The sequence below is a fragment of the Roseivirga echinicomitans genome (assembly GCF_001592935.1).
Taxonomy (GTDB): domain Bacteria; phylum Bacteroidota; class Bacteroidia; order Cytophagales; family Cyclobacteriaceae; genus Roseivirga; species Roseivirga echinicomitans.
Genome location: NZ_LRDB01000053.1, coordinates 18,754 through 39,241, shown reverse-complemented (window position 1 = coordinate 39,241; position 20,488 = coordinate 18,754). Strand labels below are relative to the sequence as shown.

Below are 20,488 nucleotides of genomic sequence, written 5' to 3'. Positions count from 1 at the left end.
AGGGAATTTTAATCGTATTTATAACCTTCTCCTTTATCTTCTTCCAATTGAACACCCAAACCTAACACTAAACGGTTCACGAAATTGAAGTAAGCAATCACCAAGGCAGCATCTAAAACAGCCCTTTCCACCAATCCAGCTTCTTTTAAAGGCGTTATATGCTCAGCTTCATTTACCTTGCTTGGTGCACTAGTTAAGGCTGCAGCATATCGACAGAGTAATAAGTCCACTTCTTTGAGTTCTACTTTCTCGTAATCGTTCCAAAGGGCCTGCACTTTGGCTTCATCTTTCCAAAAATGATTAAGCGCAGCACCATGGTGCGTTTGGCAGTATTCACAGTCATTGACGGCAGACACCACCACAGCAATCATTTCGCGCTGGTACCTTTTTAATGGTGACTGGCCAAACATAATTGTCATGTATAAATCCATGTGGTTCATGATGGACTCCGGGTTTAGGCTCTGAATTTTATGGATTTCGGCCAACTTTCCGCGGGTTTCCAATAAATGATCGTAAACCTCTTTCAGCTTTCCTTCCGCTTGGGCATGTTCAATTACTTCTATATAGGGCATAGTGTCGTTTTTAAATCCGCTACAATTTAGCAGATGACTTACCAGTAAGGGAATTTCTGAAAGATTTTATGACCAATGGGAGGCATGGCTTAATTTAAACACATATATTCGGGTTTTAAACTATTCAGATATGGCTAATAGAGGAGGTTTTTCAAGTCGGTTGGGTTTCATCATGGCGGCAGCCGGATCGGCAGTAGGACTAGGTAACATTTGGGGATTCCCTTATGAGGTAGGACAAGGCGGAGGAGCCGCTTTTGTGGTGATGTACCTTATTTTTTGTTTTGTATTGTGTTACCCTGTAATGGTTACGGAAATCGCTATTGGTCGAAAAACTCAAAAAAACCCTGTTGGAGCTTTCAACGCTTTGGGTTATAAAAAATGGAATTTTGTAGGGAAAATGGGAATCTTCAGTGGCTTCCTGATCCTTTCTTTCTATAACGTAATTGCAGGTTGGGCTTTCGGTTATGTCTATGAAATGGCGATAGGCAACTTTGATATTGCTACACATTTCAGTGAGTTTACGCAAGATGTATTTAAAGTGGGCGCTTACGGAATGGTATTTATGGCAACTACGGCTTACGTGGTATCCAAAGGTATTTCGGGCGGAATCGAAAAGGCGGCTAAGTTTTTAATGCCATCGCTTTTGATCATGATTCTCCTTATTGTGGGTTACGCTTTAACCTTACCCAACGCTATGGACGGTTTGAGATTCTACCTAGTTCCTGATTTTTCTGAAATCAATACCCAAGTAGTAATCAACGCTTTAGGCCAAGCTTTCTTCTCCCTTTCTTTGGGTATGGGTGCTTTAATTACTTATGGTTCATATGTAAATAAAAAGGAGAACATAGTTTCTGCTGCGGCCTTTATTACGCTTGCCGATGTGGGTATTGCTGTTTTGGCTGGTATGATGATCTTCCCTCTAATTGGCTTTATGAGTGGTGGCGCAATGGACAATGTAGGCAGTGGCCCTGGATTAATCTTCGAAACCTTGCCTGAAATTTTCGGAACCATTGGAGGAACTTTTGGAGCTGTGGCTGGAACATTATTTTTCGTGTTGCTTTGTTTCGCAGCCCTTACATCAACAGTATCTCTACTTGAAGTGCCTGTAGCTTATGTAGTGGACGAAAAAAATGTTAGAAGAAGCAGAGCTGTTTGGTTGGTAGCAGGTGCTATCTTCTTAATCGGTATTCCTTCTTTATTAGGAAACGGATATTCTGAATTCTTCTCGAAATTCATTACTTACCCTGGTTCTGAAACTGCAACAGATTTCTTGAGTTTTATCGCCAATGTAGCCAATGATACACTTCTGCCTTTAGGTGGATGTTTAATTGTTTTCTTTGCTGCCCATGTATGGAAAAAGCACAATTTGGATGAAGAGCTTTCTCATGGCGCACCTAACTACAAAGGGTCATTCTTACAAAAGTATTTGAACTTCGCAGTAGGATATTTAGCGCCTGCCGTACTAGGATTTATTTTCGTAATTACTGTGTTGAAGACCTACTTTGGTATCAGCATTTTTTAATTACTGATCAGAATTTATGATATTGAACCTCTTCCCGAAACGGAAGAGGTTTTTTTTTTATGAAGTTGAAACATCTCCTATTCTTTGTTGTCTTTTTAAGCCATTGTATTGCGGCCCAAGCCCAATTTCAGTTTATTCAAGGGCGTTCTTACATAAGTCAAAAGACAAGCACTCCACTTCAAATTGATGGTTTAGAAAATGAAGCTGCGTGGCAGTCAGCGCCATGGACGGATGCTTTTATAGATATTGAAGGCGATAAAAAACCCAAGCCCTATTTCGACACCAGAATGAAAATGCTCTGGGACAATGACTACTTCTATTTTTATGCTGAAATAGAAGAACCGCATGTTTGGGCAACTCTCACCGAACGTGATGCCGTGATCTTCTACGACAACGACTTCGAAATTTTCATTGACCCAGACGGTGACACCCATAACTACTATGAATTTGAAGTAAACGCCCTCAATACGGTATGGGATTTACTGCTCACCCGCCCCTACCGCAATGGTGGGCACGCCATAGACCATTGGGATATTCATGGTTTAAAATCTGCTGTGCATGTCAACGGAACCCTAAACGACCCTAGTGATCAAGATAAAGGTTGGTCTGTTGAAGTAGCCATTCCATGGGATGCCCTGAGTGAAGCCAATACTATGAAAACCCCTCCCGTAAATGGTGACCAATGGCGGTTGAATTTCTCTCGGGTGCAATGGAAAACCGAAGTGGTGGATGGAAAATATGTAAAGCAGAAAGACCCTAAAACAGGCAATAATTTACCAGAACACAATTGGGTATGGTCGCCACAAAGGGCCATTGCCATGCACGAGCCTGAGTTTTGGGGTATTGTTCAGTTTTCAGACAAAAATGCACTTGATGAAGGTTTTAGTACTCTAAAAGTCAATCAAACCGATGAAGAGATCAGGCAAGTACTCTACTACTTTCATCGGGCTCAAATTGATTTCAAAAGAGACCAAAAAGTATTCGATCAATCACTCCAGAATTTCAACCTACCTAAGAAAGTGGGGCGATCCAACACAGTAGCTTATAGTTTCCACAGTACGAATCAAACCTACTTATTAAAAGCAAAAACCTCTGATACCACTTGGTTCATTAACGAAACAGGTAGCATCTGGAAAGAAATACAACCATGAAAAAACGAGAATTTATAAAAAACATTAGCCTTGGTTCAGCAGCCTTTATGCTGGCGCCTTCCCTACTTACTTCTTGTGGAACAACCGGTTCTACTGATGTGGATTTTAAATACTGGGTATGGGTAGATGGCAATAATGAAAAAACCATAGCCGACTGGAAAACAGAATTAACTGGGCTTCGCGAAGCGGGAATTACCGGGCTAATCATTGGTGGTGGACGTGGAATGCTTGAAAAGCTGATTCCGATTGCACAAACGCTTGGGCAAGAAGTACATGCATGGCTATGGACCATGAACCGTCCGGGCGACACCGAAGCACAGGCGCATCCAGAATGGTATGCCGTGAGCCGAAATGGAGAGTCTAGTCTTGATGTGAACCCCTATGTTGGCTATTACCAATGGCTTTGCCCCTCTAAACCAGAAGTGCAGGAATATGTGAAGAATTTCATGGTATCACATTGCGATATCGAAGGACTTTCGGCCATTCATTTGGATTATGTGCGCTATTGCGATGTCATTCTGCCCAACGGACTTTGGGCCAAATACGACTTAGTACAAGACCACGAAATGCCCGAGTACGACTTCTGCTATTGTGAAACGTGCCAAGGCAATTTCGAGGCAGAGCATGGCTACAGACCCGACAGCGTGGAAGATCCGAGCCAAGATGGAAAGTGGAGAAAATATCGTTGGGACAGCATTACTAAACTGGTAAACCAAGTTTCGGCAGCAGTACATGCTGAAGGCAAAAAAATGTCGGCTGCGGTATTCCCTTATCCAGAGTTAGCCCGAAAGTTGGTGCGTCAGTCTTGGAACGAATGGGATTTAGACATTGTGTTTCCAATGATCTACCACAACTTCTATGAAGAAGATATTCCGTGGATTGAATACGCAACGCAACAAGGCGTAAACGACTTGGATGGTAAATTCCCACTGCACACTGGTGTGTATTTACCAGAAATGAAACCAGAAGAAATTGCTCAGGCCATAGCGGCTGCCAAAGCTGGTGGAGCCAAAGGAATGTCTTTCTTTTCGAATGGCGCTTTAAAGGATGAAAGACTGAAAGCCTTTGCAGCCGTGAAAAAATCTTGATGCATAACGTCTTTTCAGAATCAAAAGGAGCAAATCAATCAGGTTTGCTCCTTTTTCATGCCTTTAAGCATCAACTACCGTAACCAAATTCTAGGTTAACTTTCTTTTACCATTATGTAATACAACGTTATCTATTAAAATATTTTCATTAATTGTACTCCAAACAAAGCAGCATTGCGCCTTCTCATGAACTACCATAACCGAAAATTCAGATCCGTAAGCAATACAGAGAATGGTGAGACCTCAGCTGACACCATCTTTGAATACGTACAAGAAGGAAATATTCTTACTGCTCTATATCAAGGTGGGCAAATCGTTAAGGGACATTTAATCGGTTCTGTAGATGACCAAGGCTATATCGACATGCGATACCATCAAGTAAATCGGAAAGGCGAACTGATGACGGGTAAGTGTCACTCTAGGCCTGAGGTGTTATCGAATGGAAAAATTAGGCTCCATGAAATATGGGAATGGACCTCAGGAGATTTCTCCAAGGGAAATTCTATCTTGGAGGAAATTTAGGTAGCGTAAACTCAATACACAACATGCGTCATACTTTCCTTTTACTTGGCCTCGTATGGCTGGTTTCTTCTTGTGCCACTGTAATCAATGGTAGTTATTCTCAAGTGAGAATAAAATCGGACGAAGCAGTTAGTTATATCTATAAAGGAGACACCGTTGTAAATAAGCTTGACGAACCCGTCACTTTTGTAGCCAAAAACAGCAGAGAGCCTGTCATCGTGTCAATTTTCAACGAAGAGAAATCGAAACGAGTTTATATTCTCCCAAAAAAAGCACCAGTCTATTGGTTAAACACCTTTAGCCCTTATTTATCTGGCTATGTGGTTGATGAAATCACAGGCAAGAAATGGAAGTACCCTAAAAAAGTACACATCAACATGGACCTGCCCGGCAATTCTTATACGCCTTACTTCCCCATGGATAGCACGCTGCTGCTGAGGAGAAACAAGATCGGATTCAATCCATTTTCATTTGGGTTGGCCTATCATCCAGGTGTGGAAATAAGTTATGAAAGACTGCACAACGATAAGTTTGGCACCCAACTTAGTTACACGCACTTTCTAGCCAGGGACAATGAATATGCACGAAATGCCAAAGGTTTCAGGCTCAATATAGAAGAGAAGTATTTTTTTAGGAGTTACGAGCAAACTAGGTTGTATATAAGTCTTGCCGCAGAATTTTTACATAAAACGCATGATGCTGACCTTGACTTCTATACACAAACAGCATCTGATGAACGCTTCTATTTTTCGGAGAGAAAGAAAATTGAAAAGACATTTTACTCTATTACTCCACATATTGGAATTCAACATTACCTCTCGAAAAAATTAGTCGTTGAAACCTATTTTGGAATGGGGTTAAGATATAGGAAAACTACTCATTCACAGGTGCCGAACAATTACCACTATTATATAAGCGATTGGGAATGGCTCGACATCGAGTACTATTCTAACAAACAAGAGGCACGAATCTCAGGAAATATGGATCTGAGTTTTAAATTAAGCTGGGCTTTTTAGAAAATTATCGACAAAACCTTACCTCATGAAAACTGAAATACTTCAAATAGCACCAGTTTTACCTTCGGCCAACATCGAAAGAGATGTGAAATGGTATGGTGAAAAAGCTGGATTTAAATTACTTTCAGGCGACACAATGTACGCGGTGCTCAAGCGAGAAAATATTTATGTGCATTTACAATGGCATGCCGATACGGATGACGATCCTTTGAACGGGGGTTCGGTTATGAAAATTTTCGTGAAAAACATTCAGGCCATATTTGAAGAATTTATAACCAGAGGCACCGTTACCAAAGAAAAACTCAGACTGAACACGTCTTGGGGAACTAATGAATTTGGTTTCTACGATTTGAACAACAATGCAGTATTTATTGTAGAAGATATTTAATCCCTAACAACGGAATAGGCAAGGCTAAAGACTAGCTGACTTTTGCCAAGTATGCGCTCACGACCTACTACTCTAAAAATACTCTCTTCTGTTTTACTTAATCCAGACTCAAACTTGAAATCGAATAGAAGTCGATTTATATCTACCCCAAGACCAAACCTAAAAAACATAGAAGTTTGATGATAGTCTTGGGTTACATTATATTTCTCATTCAAAAAGTATTCATTACCTGTAACTATAAAGCTAAAACTTGGGCCTGCATCTAACCTTAGGTTACCAATATTTAACCCAATAACGAAAGGAACTTCAAGGGTGGTAAATTCAAAATCTGCTATAGGATTAAACCCATTCTCTCCATTATAATTTAATAGTTCAATTTTATTCTGAGTATTTGCGATTAGAAATTCGGGTTGAAAGTACACATTGTTCACCCTGAATTTTGTAAAGAAACCAAACTGATACCCGATTTCATTTCCATTGTCAGGAATTCGTGCAAAGTCGCTATCCATCTTAACTCTAGAGCTAACAACTTTAAAAACAGGCCCCGCCTTATAACTTATTGCATAAATATCTTGCCCAAAGCAAGATGAAAATGAAACAAATAGAATGAAAATAACCAACCAACCCCTAAAAATCATTTTGTTTATTTTCATCAATTGTATATCTCTCAATATTCAATAATTTTAAATTCAAATTTAGATAAAATATATAGAAATGGAATCAAGCGAAGCGTTTCAAAACGCATTAAAAACAGTCGATACGCTAACCCAGCGTCCATCCAATGAACAACTTTTAAACTTATACGCACTTTACAAGCAAGCCACCCACGGAGACAATGACACCGACAGACCAGGAGGTTTTGATTTTAAGGCTGCCGCCAAATACAACGCTTGGGAAAAGATTAAAGGACAAAGTAAGGAGGAAGCAATGAAAGCCTATATCGACCTTGTAAGCGAATTAAAATCCGCTGAAAATTAATTTCACAATAGCCTTTATTGAAAGTCGTTTAGCCTAAGCGACAACAATTAATAATATTTTTCTTCGCATATTGCGGACGGTTAAATCAAAATTCAAAATAAACAACAATGGGATTATTTAGTTTCGGAAAGAAAAAGAAGAAACCTGCTAGGTCATGTGATTTAGAGGGCTCACTATTAGAATTTGGTGAAGGTTATCTTCTAACATCCGCACAGATTATCAAATCAAAACGCTTCTGGGATAACAAAATGATTGAGCCTGAAACACTGGCTTATTCAAAAGCTCATTTTCAAAGAAATGATGATATGGGCACCAAAATGCGCACTATGATTTTTCAAAAGTACAGCAGCCAAGAAAAGCCTTGGTTATTGGGTGACGGTCAGGTCAATCAATTTGAAATCGATAAAGAACAAGCCAAAGAATATGCCCGCCAATGGTGGGAGTCGAGCTTTAGCTTCACTCCTCCTTCGGTAGGCGCTGCAGAAAAAAACATGGATGCTGAAGAATACGAAAAATGGCGTGATTATGCCATTAACAAAGCGGGAGAAGAACAACTCAGCAAAATGAAATAAGTACCCTTAAGGTATACAAATACTTAATTATCCGTCAGTTCATGATCTAAAAGATTCTGAACTGACGGATTTTTTTGTCCCCATTCCTCTACCCTCACAAAGCCCCATATGTCCTTCTGATCAAAGGACAGAAAATAAAACTTTCCAAGGCCAATCATGTTTGCTATATACTACTTCAACTTCTTTGGTCGGCTTATTGTATCGTCAGTTTCCGAAATCAGATTCTTTAATTTTTCCGTCATTAACTAATAATGTGTATTTTGATTTTAGCATATATAAATTCCATACATTCGCCCCGAAAATCCTAAACTCAATATCTAATTGAGCCTGAGATTGTAACAAGCTATAAACAATGAGAAAGCTCCTTTCTGTTTTACTGAACTGTCTGATCTTAGGTGTTTTAATATCAAGTCAGGCTTATGCTCAAAAAGCTTCGAATGAAGCGATTATAAAAATGATCGAGGCCTTCAAAAAGGACAATCGAGGCCCTTATCGCGATATTCGCTGGTTTTGCATCGATGGCTCTGTTGTACTACCACAAGAGCGTTGCGCAGAATTGGGCGGACTACAGCGCGCTCGTTATAAAACGGAAGTTGAAGCATTGGCCAAAACGAACCACATTTTTCTTGGTCAAATTCTGGCCAAGACCAAAAACGAAGATCTCTGGGATGAAAGCTTTCAACAATCTCGCCTTAAACAATACCAACTAGAGCAATTCTTAAGGGCCAACGACAATGGCTGGGTAAATGAAAAGGCACAGTTTTATAGAGGTGCTTATCAAACCGAAGATGAAGACAATTGGGGTATTGAGTTTTACACTTGGCTATTGGAAGGTGACGTAAGAATCGATGGACACTTCTTTCTGATCAGACAAAGTGCTAAAGACATCCCACATGCGACTGAAAACAATACATCCTTAAGTGTAAGAGCTATCTCTAAAGAGATTGCAGATGAGTATGCGCCTTTCATGAATTTGAGAATCAAAATCCATGGCCAACCAGAAGCCAGCGACATTGCAAAAGTAGAGGACTTCTTTGCCAAAAATGAATCGAAGTTAAACGAGGAGTTAAAGGGTAAATTCAAAAAACTGACTGCCGATATGAAGCTATTATTCGCTCCAGTAAATTTGAGTGAGTTTCAAGTCTACATAAAAAAAGTAGCCAACAGTTCCAGCATCAAAGCATCACTGAATGCTTTCATTACTAACTATGCGAACACCAATTCTGTGCAAGAACGCAGTGTAAGCATCGCTAACCTTTCTTTAGAAATAAGGAATGCCGTAGAAGCTAAGTTGGATGCAAAATCACGTTTGGCACTGATCGATATTTCAAATAAGCTGGAAACGCTACTGAATCAAGAAGCAGCGAATTGGCAGCCAGAAAAGCTGAGAAGCCAAATACAAAAAGTACTGACCTTAACCAAGGCAGCCACGGGTTTTGGCTATTTAGAAAAATGGGAAGGCGAGCAACTCTACAAAGATTTAAATTGGGAAGGCTCACAAATTCGACTTAAGGAATTGGGCAACTACGCTGATGTTGCTCGAAGGGCTGTAGAATGGGGAACTGGCATGATTAGAACAACCTACTTCCCTATTATGAATGAATACGCTGGTTTCGAGCCCTTGGCCAATGGCTTTATTGATGAAAAGGTTCGGGCTTCTATCCTCTTGCAATTGGGTAGTAGCGCATCCGTTTTAGGCGACTTCTTTTCTATGCAAGCTGGTTTTTCCAATTCGGTATTTAAAATTGAAAACCAAAGTGCCATGCGTGGTTTGAACCCAGGCTATGCCATGGGCGAATTGGTGGTCACCAATGAATCGCCAGAGACCATTGAAGTGGTCAGTAATAAAATCTACATCTTCAATCGTGCCCCAGCCGACCTAAAACCTGTGGCCGGAATTGCCACCGTTTCCGAAGGAAACTTAGTATCGCATGTTCAATTACTCGCCAGAAATTTAGGGATTCCTAACGCTGTTTTATCGGGTGAAAACCTCAACTCACTTCTACCCTATAATGGCAAGCAAGTGTTTTATGCGGTATCCAATAAAGGCACCGTCATTTTAAAACTGGCTACGGAAATGAATGCTACGGAAAAAGCATTGTTTACTAAGACAGCGCGTAGTGAAGAGAAAATCAGAGTTCCAATCGAAGAAATGGAGCTTTCAAACCCCAAAATATTGAACTTAAGAGATGTAGACGCTACTTTCTCTGGCAAAATCAGTGGCCCAAAAGCCGCAAACCTAGGTCAGCTAAAGAAGCTATTTCCCGATAATGTGGTGGAAGGCTTAGTGATTCCTTTCTCAATATTCAGACAACACTTTGACCTACCAATGCCGCAGAAAGGCATGAGTTTTTGGCAATTTTTGAGTGGTACGTTCAAGTCTACCGAGCAAATGACCAAGGAAGGAAAGTCTGAGAACGAAGTAGAAAAGTTTGTTTTAGGTGAACTCGAGACATTGCAGGTGGCCATTAAGCAAATGCCACTAATACCTGCTTTTGAGGCGGAGTTAAAGCAAATGTTTAAAACGGTCTTCGGTACCGAAATGGGTACTATCCCTGTCTTCATTCGTAGCGATACCAATATGGAAGACCTTAAAGATTTTACTGGTGCAGGCTTAAACCTGACACTTTTCAATGTGCTAGATGCCAGCAAAATCCTGCAAGGCATTAAAGACGTTTGGGCCTCCCCTTATACCGAGCGCAGCTATAAATGGAGACAAAAGTATTTACTGAACCCTGAGAATGTCTTCCCTTCTATATTGATTATCCCCAGCGTAAATGCGGACGCTTCTGGCGTAATGATTACGAAAGGTGTAGGCACCAGCAGCTTAACTGATGTCACTGTCGCCTTTAACCGTGGAGTTGGAGGAGCAGTAGAAGGCCAAGCCAGCGAAACTTGGGTGATAAGGCCCAACAACTCCTATCAACTCTTATCTCCTTCGCGTGAGCACGAGTTTACTTACATTCCTAAAACAGGAGGTACGGAAAAAAGATTTACGGATTATAAAGACCAAATTCTGGATCAGGACAAACTTGCATCGCTACGTTCCATGTCGAAATCATTGCTTCAAAAATTACCTGAAGTGGGTATAAAAGGTCCCTACGATGTGGAATTGGGTTTTCACAATGACAAAATATATTTGTTCCAGGTAAGGCCTTTCGTTGAGAACAAAAAGGCCACTACCTCTGAATTTTTGCGTTCCATTACCCCTACACTGTCTGATACAATCGTTGTTTCCTTAGATTCAAAACTATGATGACTTACTTGAAAAGTACCGTGATGTTGATGACAATAGGATTGTTAATGACTCCTATTCCATCGAATGACTATCCTATTGATGGTTATGAAACGACTAAAATAAGAAGGCTAAAAAGGTTGACCCTTGTCATGAGTGGCGAAATCAAAGACACAAAACCTCCATTGGGTGGCCAACTTTCCATCAATGACATTCGACTCAACCTTTTGGGTGAGCGTGGCGATAGTTTGGTTGCTTTACCTAAAGCCGACCCAGTATTTCAAAAGTCAATCAACGCATTGTTCCCCAACCTAGATGAAAGCTACTCAATTGCTGTACTCGATATTTCTCCGGGTAAGCCCATAAGATATGCGGGGCGTAAAGAAATGGGCAGATACCAACCAGGCAGCGTAGGCAAACTGGCCGTGCTAGCAGGCTTCTTTGCTGAACTCGAAAAAATATACCCTAACTCTTTCGAGAAAAGGCAAGAGCTCATGAGAACCAAGATTGTTCAAGGAGGAAAATGGGCGATGGTAGACGAACACACCGTTCCCCTATTCGACACCTTAACCAACAAACTGGTCAAGAGAACGGTGATTGAGAGCGATGAATTTACGCTCTACGAATGGCTCGATCACATGATGTCGGTGAGTAACAATGGTGCGGCAAGTGTTTGCTGGCGCGAAGCGATATTAATGCGCGTATTTGGTAAAACCTACCCTACCCTTACCGATGCTATGGCAGATCAATTCTTTGCCGTCACATCAAAACCTGAACTTTCTACTTTGGCCATTTCCGTTGTCAACGACCCTTTGCGCGACTTGGGCATCACCGAAGAGGAATGGAGACTGGGAAGTTTATTTACACGTGGCGCTGGCACGTTTATTCCTCCTAAAGGCGGAAGTATTGGAACCCCCTCTGGCCTAATGAAATTCTTAGTCGCGATGGAAAGAGGCAAGGTAATCGACCAAGAGAGCAGCCTAGAGATGAAGAGAATGATGTACATGACGGACAGGCGCATCAGGTATGCCTCTGCCGGGGTGCTCTCAAAAGCGGCAGTCTATTTCAAGTCTGGTAGTTTATACAAATGCAAGCCAGAAGAAGGTTATTCATGCGCCAAATACCAAGGTAATGTCGATAATTTTATGAATTCAGTGGCCATCGTAGAACACCCCGATGGTAGAGATTATATAGTCGTAATGATGAGTAATGTATTAAAGAAGAACTCTGCCAGCGATCATTCCGCTTTGGCTGTAAACATTGATCAAGTGGTGAAGAATTTGAAATAATGATGGTTATAGGTTTACGCTAATAACGCAGCGTAAACCTTCTCCGCTTCTTTCCTTACTTTCTCGTTTTTGCTTTGTATTAAGGGCTTCACCAATGAAGCATAAGACTTATTCCCAAGCGCCTCAATCAGCCTGAAAACAGCCATTTTAAGTTTTGGGTCACGGCCCTCTAAAAGCATAGAGAAATACACCCTTTCATCAGGTATTTTCACTTGAAGTCCTTGGATCGTTTCGCTGGAAATACTTTCGAAAAGAGCACCTTCCGCAATAGGAATAAGGGTTTTCTTCAATGCAGGCTCCAGTAAGTTATCCAAAAATTCAACTGAGTTTAAACGTACATGCTCGTTCACACTTCTAATACCATTGTAGGCTGTAATCACATCTTCAGGCGGGTACCTCAATCCAATCAATCTAAAGATTCGTTCCAACGTTCCATCTAACCTCCGTTCCAAAATATTAACCAAGTTAGTTCTAGCGGCCTGAATTTCTTCGGAAATTTCATTGGGCAGTAACTGTCTTTCCTGATACAAAGCACCCAGCATATTTTTGTAAAGGTTCGACTCCTCCATTACGCGCTCTACTATGTCTTCCTTCTTTATTTTCAAGTGTGGAAAGTCACGTTGAATTGCGTTAATCGACCTTAAGGCTTCCAGCCTCAATGCAACATCAGGAGTGTCTAAGAAGCCAAAAAGTGCTTTTACAGCATTAGCTGAGTCTATTTTCTCAAGCACTTCTGGCAAACGCCAAATCAGTTCTAACCTACTCGTCTCTTCTTGCGCGTAGGTTTGTAATTCCTTGATAATCCCTTCCCCATAAAAAAGCAAGGCCTCTTGAGCCACTGGCCTGGTGTCTTTAAATTCTAAGAAAGCAATGATTTTCGGAACAAAGTAAGGGCTCATGGTAAGCCCAGCTGCCTTAATGGCCTCTTTTGTAATGCGCTTATTTTCGTGGTACAAGGCCGTTTCTATCTCGTTGTACAGTGCCAAAATATTGGCATTCCCAATCGCCCTTAACACCATCACTTGATACAAAAATCTATCTTCTTCGGTTTCTGCTAATTTCAAAAAGCTAAGCTTATCCTGAATCCGTCCTTCTATCTTTAAGAGCTTTTGAAGCTCGGGGTTATTCCTCGCATCTTCCGACAAGCCCACCAATGCTGCACCGCTTACCTTTGGGTCTGAATGCTGTAGGTATTCATTTATGATGGTCAGACGCTGTTGCTTGGTTTGCCTTAATAGCTGCGCAAAGGCCTTGTACCTCACTTCCATGTCTACATCGTGAAGCAATTGCTCTAGCTGTGGCTGCTCAACAGTTTGTTCGAGAAAATACAAGCAAGCGAGTGCTTTCTCACGGATTCGAGCAGAAGAGTGACCCAACAGTTCCACTACATTATCAAACATTCGTTTATCAGGAATCTCGCGCACCTTGTCAAGCACATAAAGAATTTGATTCTCCGAACCAGAAGCCAAAGCCCTTTTCAATCCTTCTAAAACAGACACATTATTAAAATCAGGCAATGCTTTTTTAGCCTCCTTATCGGCTTGGGTAAGCTTCAGTTTAAAAGAGTTGACGTATTCATGCCTCACTTTAATAGCTACCCAAACCCAAATGGCTACAATAACGATGGTCAACACACTTACCCATCGTACTGATAAATCAAGTCCGTTGACCAAAAACATTAAAAAAAGACCTGCAATACCAGTGGCCGCCAAGTCGACAAAAACATCGATAAAACTCTTGGTTTGGCTTTTTATGGCCGCAGGAATGGGCAATGAAAGTAATTCGGTTGCCGATTTATTGATCGATTGCTTGACAGACACCTCCCACAGTTTGGTGAAAATTGCGGCCCAAAGCATTGGACTAAACAACAGAATTAATGAACCTAAAAGCACCCCCCCTGGCAGTGCAAACAAGGAAGTCCCTACACCATAAGTCCCTACAATTTTTCTGGTTAAAAACAATTGTATCAGTAGGGAAACCACATTGAAAGTTGAAAACCAAAACCCGAAAAACGAGGTCAACTCATCAGGATCTGTAAATTGAGCAGAAGCGATACTGCTGAACTGAAATTCAACCAATTTAGAAATCAATACACTTAAGCCTATCACCAAAGCGAGATAAGTAAGGTGTTTTGATTTACGGATCAACCAAAGGGGATGGTCACCGAAATCTGAAAATCGTTTTTTACTTTGAATAGGTGTAAGCTGTTGAATGTGTTTTTTCCAGATCACTCGATTGAGCGGAATACAAAAGCACAATAAAAATGCCCCCAAAAACAACAGGTTGGTACCTTCTATATAAGAGGCCACTACCGATGCCACATAACCACCAGCTACGCCACCAACAATCGGCCCTGCACCTATAAAACTGAATAATCTTTTGGCCTCTCTTGCATCAAAAACAAGGTTGGCCATTATCCAAAACTGAGAAGTAGCCAATACTCCAAAAATGGCCACTCCGATATAAAGCGCGTAGAGGGTAATGTTTGTGGCTATACCAAAATGTAAAAGCAAACCGAAGCCCAGCAAGCAGAATACGGAAACGTAGAGCGTAGCAGAAGTAACCTTACGAAGTGAGTTCGTACTTAAAGCCTTTGAGTAAATGGTAGAGACCACCATGGCAAAAACAGCCACAAGAACAAAAACAAGGGGAAGTTGATCAATACCAATGACGGAAACGAACTGAGCGTTTACCACTGGTTTGATGATCAACAAAGTGAAGATAATCAGGAAGATATTAAGCTGCATTAAGAACACCCGATGGTATTCGCCTTCGCGCACATCGAATGTTCTCTGCAAAAAACTCTTAAAGTACAGACTCAGTATCAAGACAAATTTTATTGGGTTTTAAGTGCGCCATCCACTTCCTTAATTAGATCGCGCATTAATTTTTCTCCATCGGCATCTTCGGCCAAAGCGACTATGATATACCTGCGCCAGTTGGGTCCCCAAATCAAAGCTGAGTCTGAATGGAAATCTCTCCAGGAACCCGATTTGCGGTACACCTGAGCCTTAGGCGCCAATTGGTCCATCGTGTTCACGAATTTATGGTGCAATTCAGGATCGCCCAAATAACCAAGCATTTCTTTAGACCTCTCAAAATTAACCAACTGACCAAAGGCCAATAGATAATAGAATCTGCTTACTTGAGTTGCTGTAGCACCATGGCTGATGTTTTTAAGCGGATCGCCTTTTCTAGGGCCAGTCTTCGCATAGCGTTTCCCTACCCAAAGTCCTCCTCCATGAGTTCTATCATAGAAATCATACTCAGGATCTTGCATCACTTCCGCAATCTTATCCAACCCAATTCTATCGATCATTCTTGTGGTGGCCGCATTATTACTTTTAGCAATCATTAACCGCATGTCAGCCTTAATTTCATCTGTCTCTACCAATTCACCCTTTTCGATAGCATCAGTAGCGGCAAGTAAAACCGCTATTTTTGGTAAACTGGCAGCATACATCATATTGTCACCATTGATATTGGCGTATTTAACATTGGCCGGATCACGTAAGTCCACCAGTCCAATACTCAACTTTTTAGATTTGGCCAGTGCAGCCCATTTTTTATTGTTGGCTACAATTTCACTAAGTTTTTGTTGAAGGTCAGCATCGGCTAAACTTACTAAAGGGGCCACCTTAAAGCCGTCCAACTTGATCGGTAATCCAGGAGGTTGTTCATCGCTGATACTTTTTTCTTCCTTACTGAAAAACGCAAGGCTAGAAAAATTATAGTTGTTATTGAGCATAAGAAATCCAGCTCCCAAAACGGTAACAATACCTATTTTAAACATCAAGCTAGTCATGGCAGGTGTAAAACGATAGGTAAATGGAAAAACAACTCTATTGATTCTCATTTGCGAACTTAGTTTTGTTGACCAAAGCGGATGCACATACCTTATGATTGTGCAAAATTGAAAGCATTAAATACTTCATTTAATAAATCTGTTAATTGGTGATAAAGTGTTGAGGTTCTGAAGACATCAGTAATTCAAATCAGTCCAAAATCACTCTTCCAATTGTAATACAATGTTAGAAATAATAATGACGTGAAGTACTGAAATCCAGCGATTTAATTCAACAATCCTGCGCCATTAACGCAGGCCGTTTATTAAAGTTATTCTAATTGAAAACTATTTCTAACAACAGGAAATACAATACCCAAACCCATCCCCCTTCCGTAAGATATTGTAAGTTTTCTCACACCATTTTTCACTAGTACATTTAAAAATTCGGTGAGGGTAATTTCCTTTGACTCAATCTCCATGTTTTAATTCCCAATGCCGAATCTTTTACTAATTTTGCTCACCTAAATCTACACTCCTTAAAACCTCGTTCTAATGATTCAGTTTTTCGATGCAGGAAACGACAAAATCTACGCTTTAGACCTTACGCAACCCCTTCAAGATCAAGACATACCAAAGCTTTCATGGCTTTTTGGTGATGCTACTTTGATTGCGAGCGATACCTTGGATGGCAATTTTGTGGGCCCCAGAAAAGAAATGATTACGCCTTGGAGCACCAATGCTGTTGAGATTACGCAAAACATGGGCGTTGTCGGAATCGAGCGTATCGAAGAATTTGACAAAGTAGATTTAAACAACACCGCTTTCGATCCTATGTTGCAAGCGGCTTACCAAGGCTTAGGTCAGGAAATTTATAGCATTGATGTAAAGCCAGAACCCGTGCTTTATATCGAAGACATTGCAGCCTATAACCAAAAAGAAGGTTTGGCGCTGAACCAAGAAGAAATTGATTACTTAAATGGAGTTAGCGATCAGCTAGGCAGAAAATTAACCGATGGCGAAGTATTCGGTTTTTCTCAGGTAAACTCAGAGCATTGCCGACACAAAATCTTTAATGGCGTGTTCATTATCGATGGCCAAGAAATGCCTTCTTCCCTCTTCAAGCTCATTCGTAAAACTTCGGAAGCGCACCCTGCAAGGTTGGTGTCTGCTTATAAGGATAACGTAGCTTTTGTGGAAGGGCCTCGTGTAGAGCAGTTCGCACAGAAAACCCAAGACAAAGCCGACTGGTTCGAAACCAAAGATTTTGATTCGGTGATTTCATTAAAAGCCGAAACGCACAACTTCCCTACGACAGTTGAGCCTTTCAACGGTGCGGCCACGGGCGCAGGTGGAGAAATTAGAGATAGAATGGCAGGTGGAAAAGGTTCTATGCCTTTGGCGGGAACTGCCGTATACATGACCTCTTACTCTCGTTTAGAAAACGACAGAAACTGGGAAGCCAACATGCCCGAAAGGAAATGGCTTTACCAAACTCCAATGGATATTCTGATCAAAGCTTCCAACGGAGCTTCTGATTTCGGAAATAAATTCGGTCAACCGCTGATTGCTGGTTCGGTACTTACTTTTGAACACCAAGAAGCCGGTAAAAACTACGGCTTCGATAAGGTGATTATGCTGGCCGGTGGCGTAGGTTACGGAAAGAAAAAAGACGCTTTGAAAGAATCTCCTGCCAAAGGCGATAAAATCATCGTAATGGGTGGCGACAACTACCGCATTGGTATGGGCGGAAGTGCCGTATCTTCTGTAGATACTGGTGTTTTCTCTAGCGGCATCGAGTTAAACGCCATTCAGCGTTCGAACCCAGAAATGCAGAAGCGTGTGTACAACGCGGTGCGTGCCATGGCCGAAATGGATGAAAACCCAATCGTTTCAATTCACGATCACGGAGCAGGCGGCCATTTGAACTGCCTTTCGGAACTGGTAGAAGAAACGGGCGGCACGATTGACGTGAAGAAACTGCCTGTAGGCGATCCTACCCTTTCCGACAAAGAGATTATCGGTAACGAATCTCAGGAGCGAATGGGCTTGATTATGAAGCCAAAAGACATTGAATTGATGGAGCGTGTGGCCAAAAGAGAAAGGGCTCCTTTCTATGTGGTGGGTGAAACCACTGGCGACCAGCACTTCAAATTTGAGAATAAAGTATCGGGTGAAAACCCAATCGATTGGAACCTCTCTCATATGTTTGGTTCTTCTCCAAAAACCATTTTGGAAGACAAAACCATCGCCAACAATTTTGCGGACTTGACTTATGACAACGCTAAAATTGAAGACTATTTAAAAGCGGTGCTTCAGTTAGAGGCAGTGGCTTGTAAAGATTGGCTCACCAACAAAGTAGACCGTTGCGTTACGGGCCGTGTAGCCAAGCAACAAACGGCAGGGCCAATTCAGTTGCCTTTGAACAATGTGGGCGTAATGGCCATGGATTACCGAGGTATTAAAGGAATTGCTACTTCTATCGGTCATGCGCCAGTGTCGGCTTTGGTCGATCCGGTGGCAGGTTCTCAGCTTTCGATTGCCGAGGCTTTAACCAACCTGATTTGGGCACCAATTGAAGGCGGACTCAAAAACGTATCGTTGAGCGCCAACTGGATGTGGCCAGCGAAAAACGAAGGCGAAAACGCTCGTTTATACAAAGCAGTGGAAGGCGTAAGCCAGTTTGCCATCGAATTGGGCATCAATATCCCTACGGGGAAAGATTCCATGTCGATGACCCAGAAGTACGAGAACGATGTGGTGTACTCACCGGGTACTGTGATTATTTCTGCCGTAGGCGAAGTAACCGACCTGAAGAAAGTAGTGGAGCCTGTGCTTCAACCGATTGTTAACTCTTCTTTATTGTACATCGACCTTTCTGAAGATGACTTTAAATTGGGCGGAAGTTCTTTTGCTCAGGTCATTGGCAAAGTGGGGGTTTCGGCACCCATGGTGAAGAACAGCGCTAAATTCGCCAAAACCTTCGATTTGATTCAAACCCTAATTGAAGAAGAACACATTTTGGCCGGACATGATATTTCTGCTGGAGGGATGGTAACCGCCTTATTGGAAATGTGTTTTGCACAAGAAGAATTTGGTTTGGAAGTAGACCTTTCTGGCATCAAGGCCGGAGACGATACGCAATTGCTCTTCTCTGAAAAGCCAGGTTTACTCATTCAAATTGCCAACGAAAATAATGTTTCGGTCAAAGACAGACTGAAAGCATTGGGTGTTACTTACCATGAAATTGCAGTTCCAAAAGCAGAAGACGAATTATCGATTAAAACAGCCAACGCTGATTACAACTTCGATATTCTGGAAATGAGAGACCTGTGGTACAAAACTTCTTTCTTATTAGACCAAAAACAAAGCGGTGCCGAACTGGCCAAAACCCGTTTTGAGAACTATAAAAAACAACCTTTAGAATTCACTTTCCCTCAAGGTTTTGAAGGCCAATATGCTGCTTTAGGCTTAAACCCCGACCGCAAAGAGAAGACTGGAATCAAAGGAGCGATTATCCGTGAAAAAGGTGTGAATGGCGACAGAGAAATGGCTTATGCCATGCACTTGGCTGGTTTCGATGTGAAGGACATTCACATGACTGACCTTATTTCTGGTGCCGAAGACCTGAGCGATGTCAACTTCATTGCCTTTGTTGGTGGCTTCTCCAATTCCGATGTATTGGGTTCTGCCAAAGGCTGGGCGGGTGCTTTCTTGTACAACGAAAAAGCAAAAGCTGCCCTCGACAATTTCTATGCCCGTGAGGACACCATTTCATTGGGGATTTGTAACGGTTGCCAGTTGATGGGCGAACTTGGTTTGCTTTACCCAGAACACGAAACGCATCCTAAATTAAAGCACAACATTGCTGGTAAATTTGAGTCGGGTTTTGTGAATGTGACCATTCCAGAAAATGACTCGGTAATGCTAGGCTCACTTTCGGGTGCAAGGCTTGGTATTTGGGTGGCGCACGGTGAAGGCCGTTTTGCTTTACCAGAGAAAGAATCGGCTTACAATGTAATTGCTAAATACTCTTACGAGGCCTATCCTGCTTCGCCAAACGGTTCTGACTACCATGTAGCAGGTTTGGCCAGTAAAGACGGCAGACACTTGGCCATTATGCCGCACTTCGAGCGCTCCATCTTCCCTTGGAACTGGGCGCACTACCCAATAGAGCAACGCAAAGACATCCTCAGCCCATGGATCAAAGCCTTTATAAATGCTAAGGAATGGGTGGCTGCGAGAAGTTAGATGATAGACGTTAGACAAAAAAGATAGAATACTAAAAAACCCGCTTCTTCAGACACTTCGGAGGGAGCGGTTTTTTTTGTTGGGAGTGATAAGAATTAAAAAGTCACGTATATTCATGGC

Annotated in this window: 15 protein-coding genes; 11 read left to right on the top strand and 4 right to left on the bottom strand. The window is 41.7% G+C overall.

Going from position 1 to position 20,488, the window contains the following annotated elements; all coding sequences use genetic code 11:
- Nucleotides 1-8 precede the first annotated feature (8 nt).
- Nucleotides 9-572 carry a peroxidase-related enzyme gene (locus AWN68_RS18590; protein WP_068419273.1) on the bottom strand — a complete coding sequence of 188 codons (564 nt, stop codon included), beginning with the start codon at nt 570-572 and terminating at the stop codon, nt 9-11.
- 130 nt (nt 573-702) lie between these two features.
- On the opposite strand from AWN68_RS18590, the gene AWN68_RS18585 reads away from it, so the two are divergent.
- From AWN68_RS18585 to AWN68_RS18560, 6 genes are all read left to right on the top strand, one after another.
- Nucleotides 703-2,094: a sodium-dependent transporter gene (locus AWN68_RS18585; RefSeq protein ID WP_068419272.1), complete on the top strand. Its 1,392-nt coding sequence runs from the start codon at nt 703-705 to the stop codon at nt 2,092-2,094.
- A gap of 59 nt (nt 2,095-2,153) precedes the next feature.
- The gene (locus tag AWN68_RS18580; RefSeq protein ID WP_084362939.1) at nt 2,154-3,245 is read left to right on the top strand and encodes a carbohydrate-binding family 9-like protein; all 1,092 of its coding nucleotides are present in this window, start codon (nt 2,154-2,156) and stop codon (nt 3,243-3,245) included.
- Nucleotides 3,242-4,333, top strand: coding sequence for a glycoside hydrolase family 10 protein (locus AWN68_RS18575; protein WP_068419269.1), 1,092 nt, complete (start codon nt 3,242-3,244; stop codon nt 4,331-4,333). The genes AWN68_RS18580 and AWN68_RS18575 overlap by 4 nt, the downstream gene beginning before the upstream one ends.
- Nucleotides 4,334-4,519: 186 nt before the next feature.
- A complete protein-coding gene (locus tag AWN68_RS18570) occupies nt 4,520-4,855 on the top strand; it encodes a n-acetylglutamate synthase (protein WP_068419268.1) in 336 nt (111 codons plus the stop codon).
- Entirely contained in the window at nt 4,804-5,871 is a 1,068-nt protein-coding gene (locus tag AWN68_RS18565; RefSeq protein ID WP_172796088.1) for a hypothetical protein, read from the top strand. Before AWN68_RS18570 ends, AWN68_RS18565 begins: the two co-directional genes overlap by 52 nt.
- Before the next feature lie 25 nt (nt 5,872-5,896).
- Nucleotides 5,897-6,259: a glyoxalase/bleomycin resistance/extradiol dioxygenase family protein gene (locus AWN68_RS18560; protein WP_068419264.1), complete on the top strand. Its 363-nt coding sequence runs from the start codon at nt 5,897-5,899 to the stop codon at nt 6,257-6,259.
- Here the strand turns inward: AWN68_RS18560 and AWN68_RS18555 are convergent.
- Nucleotides 6,256-6,912 carry a porin family protein gene (locus AWN68_RS18555; RefSeq protein ID WP_068419263.1) on the bottom strand — a complete coding sequence of 219 codons (657 nt, stop codon included), beginning with the start codon at nt 6,910-6,912 and terminating at the stop codon, nt 6,256-6,258. The two genes, AWN68_RS18560 and AWN68_RS18555, sit on opposite strands and share 4 nt — an antisense overlap.
- Before the next feature lie 61 nt (nt 6,913-6,973).
- Here AWN68_RS18555 and AWN68_RS18550 point away from each other — a divergent pair, with 61 nt between their 5' ends.
- From AWN68_RS18550 to AWN68_RS18535, 4 genes are all read left to right on the top strand, one after another.
- Complete coding sequence (locus tag AWN68_RS18550) at nt 6,974-7,237, top strand: acyl-CoA-binding protein (RefSeq protein WP_068419262.1); 264 nt, start codon at nt 6,974-6,976, stop codon at nt 7,235-7,237.
- Nucleotides 7,238-7,344: 107 nt separating this feature from the next.
- Nucleotides 7,345-7,809, top strand: coding sequence for a hypothetical protein (locus AWN68_RS18545; protein ID WP_068419261.1), 465 nt, complete (start codon nt 7,345-7,347; stop codon nt 7,807-7,809).
- 352 nt (nt 7,810-8,161) lie between these two features.
- Nucleotides 8,162-11,065, top strand: coding sequence for a PEP/pyruvate-binding domain-containing protein (locus AWN68_RS18540; RefSeq protein ID WP_068419260.1), 2,904 nt, complete (start codon nt 8,162-8,164; stop codon nt 11,063-11,065).
- The gene (locus AWN68_RS18535) at nt 11,062-12,333 is read left to right on the top strand and encodes a serine hydrolase (protein WP_068419258.1); all 1,272 of its coding nucleotides are present in this window, start codon (nt 11,062-11,064) and stop codon (nt 12,331-12,333) included. The genes AWN68_RS18540 and AWN68_RS18535 overlap by 4 nt, the downstream gene beginning before the upstream one ends.
- A gap of 14 nt (nt 12,334-12,347) precedes the next feature.
- Here AWN68_RS18535 and AWN68_RS18530 read toward each other — a convergent pair whose 3' ends face one another.
- Together AWN68_RS18530 and AWN68_RS18525 are read right to left on the bottom strand one after the other, a co-directional pair.
- A complete protein-coding gene (locus tag AWN68_RS18530; protein ID WP_157716346.1) occupies nt 12,348-15,131 on the bottom strand; it encodes an Npt1/Npt2 family nucleotide transporter in 2,784 nt (927 codons plus the stop codon).
- Nucleotides 15,132-15,169: 38 nt separating this feature from the next.
- Nucleotides 15,170-16,189, bottom strand: a complete 1,020-nt coding sequence (locus AWN68_RS18525; RefSeq protein WP_221405751.1) for a serine hydrolase — start codon at nt 16,187-16,189, stop codon at nt 15,170-15,172.
- Between the two features lie 483 nt (nt 16,190-16,672).
- Here AWN68_RS18525 and purL point away from each other — a divergent pair, with 483 nt between their 5' ends.
- A complete protein-coding gene (gene purL / locus AWN68_RS18520; RefSeq protein ID WP_068419254.1) occupies nt 16,673-20,368 on the top strand; it encodes a phosphoribosylformylglycinamidine synthase in 3,696 nt (1,231 codons plus the stop codon).
- Nucleotides 20,369-20,488 lie beyond the last annotated feature (120 nt).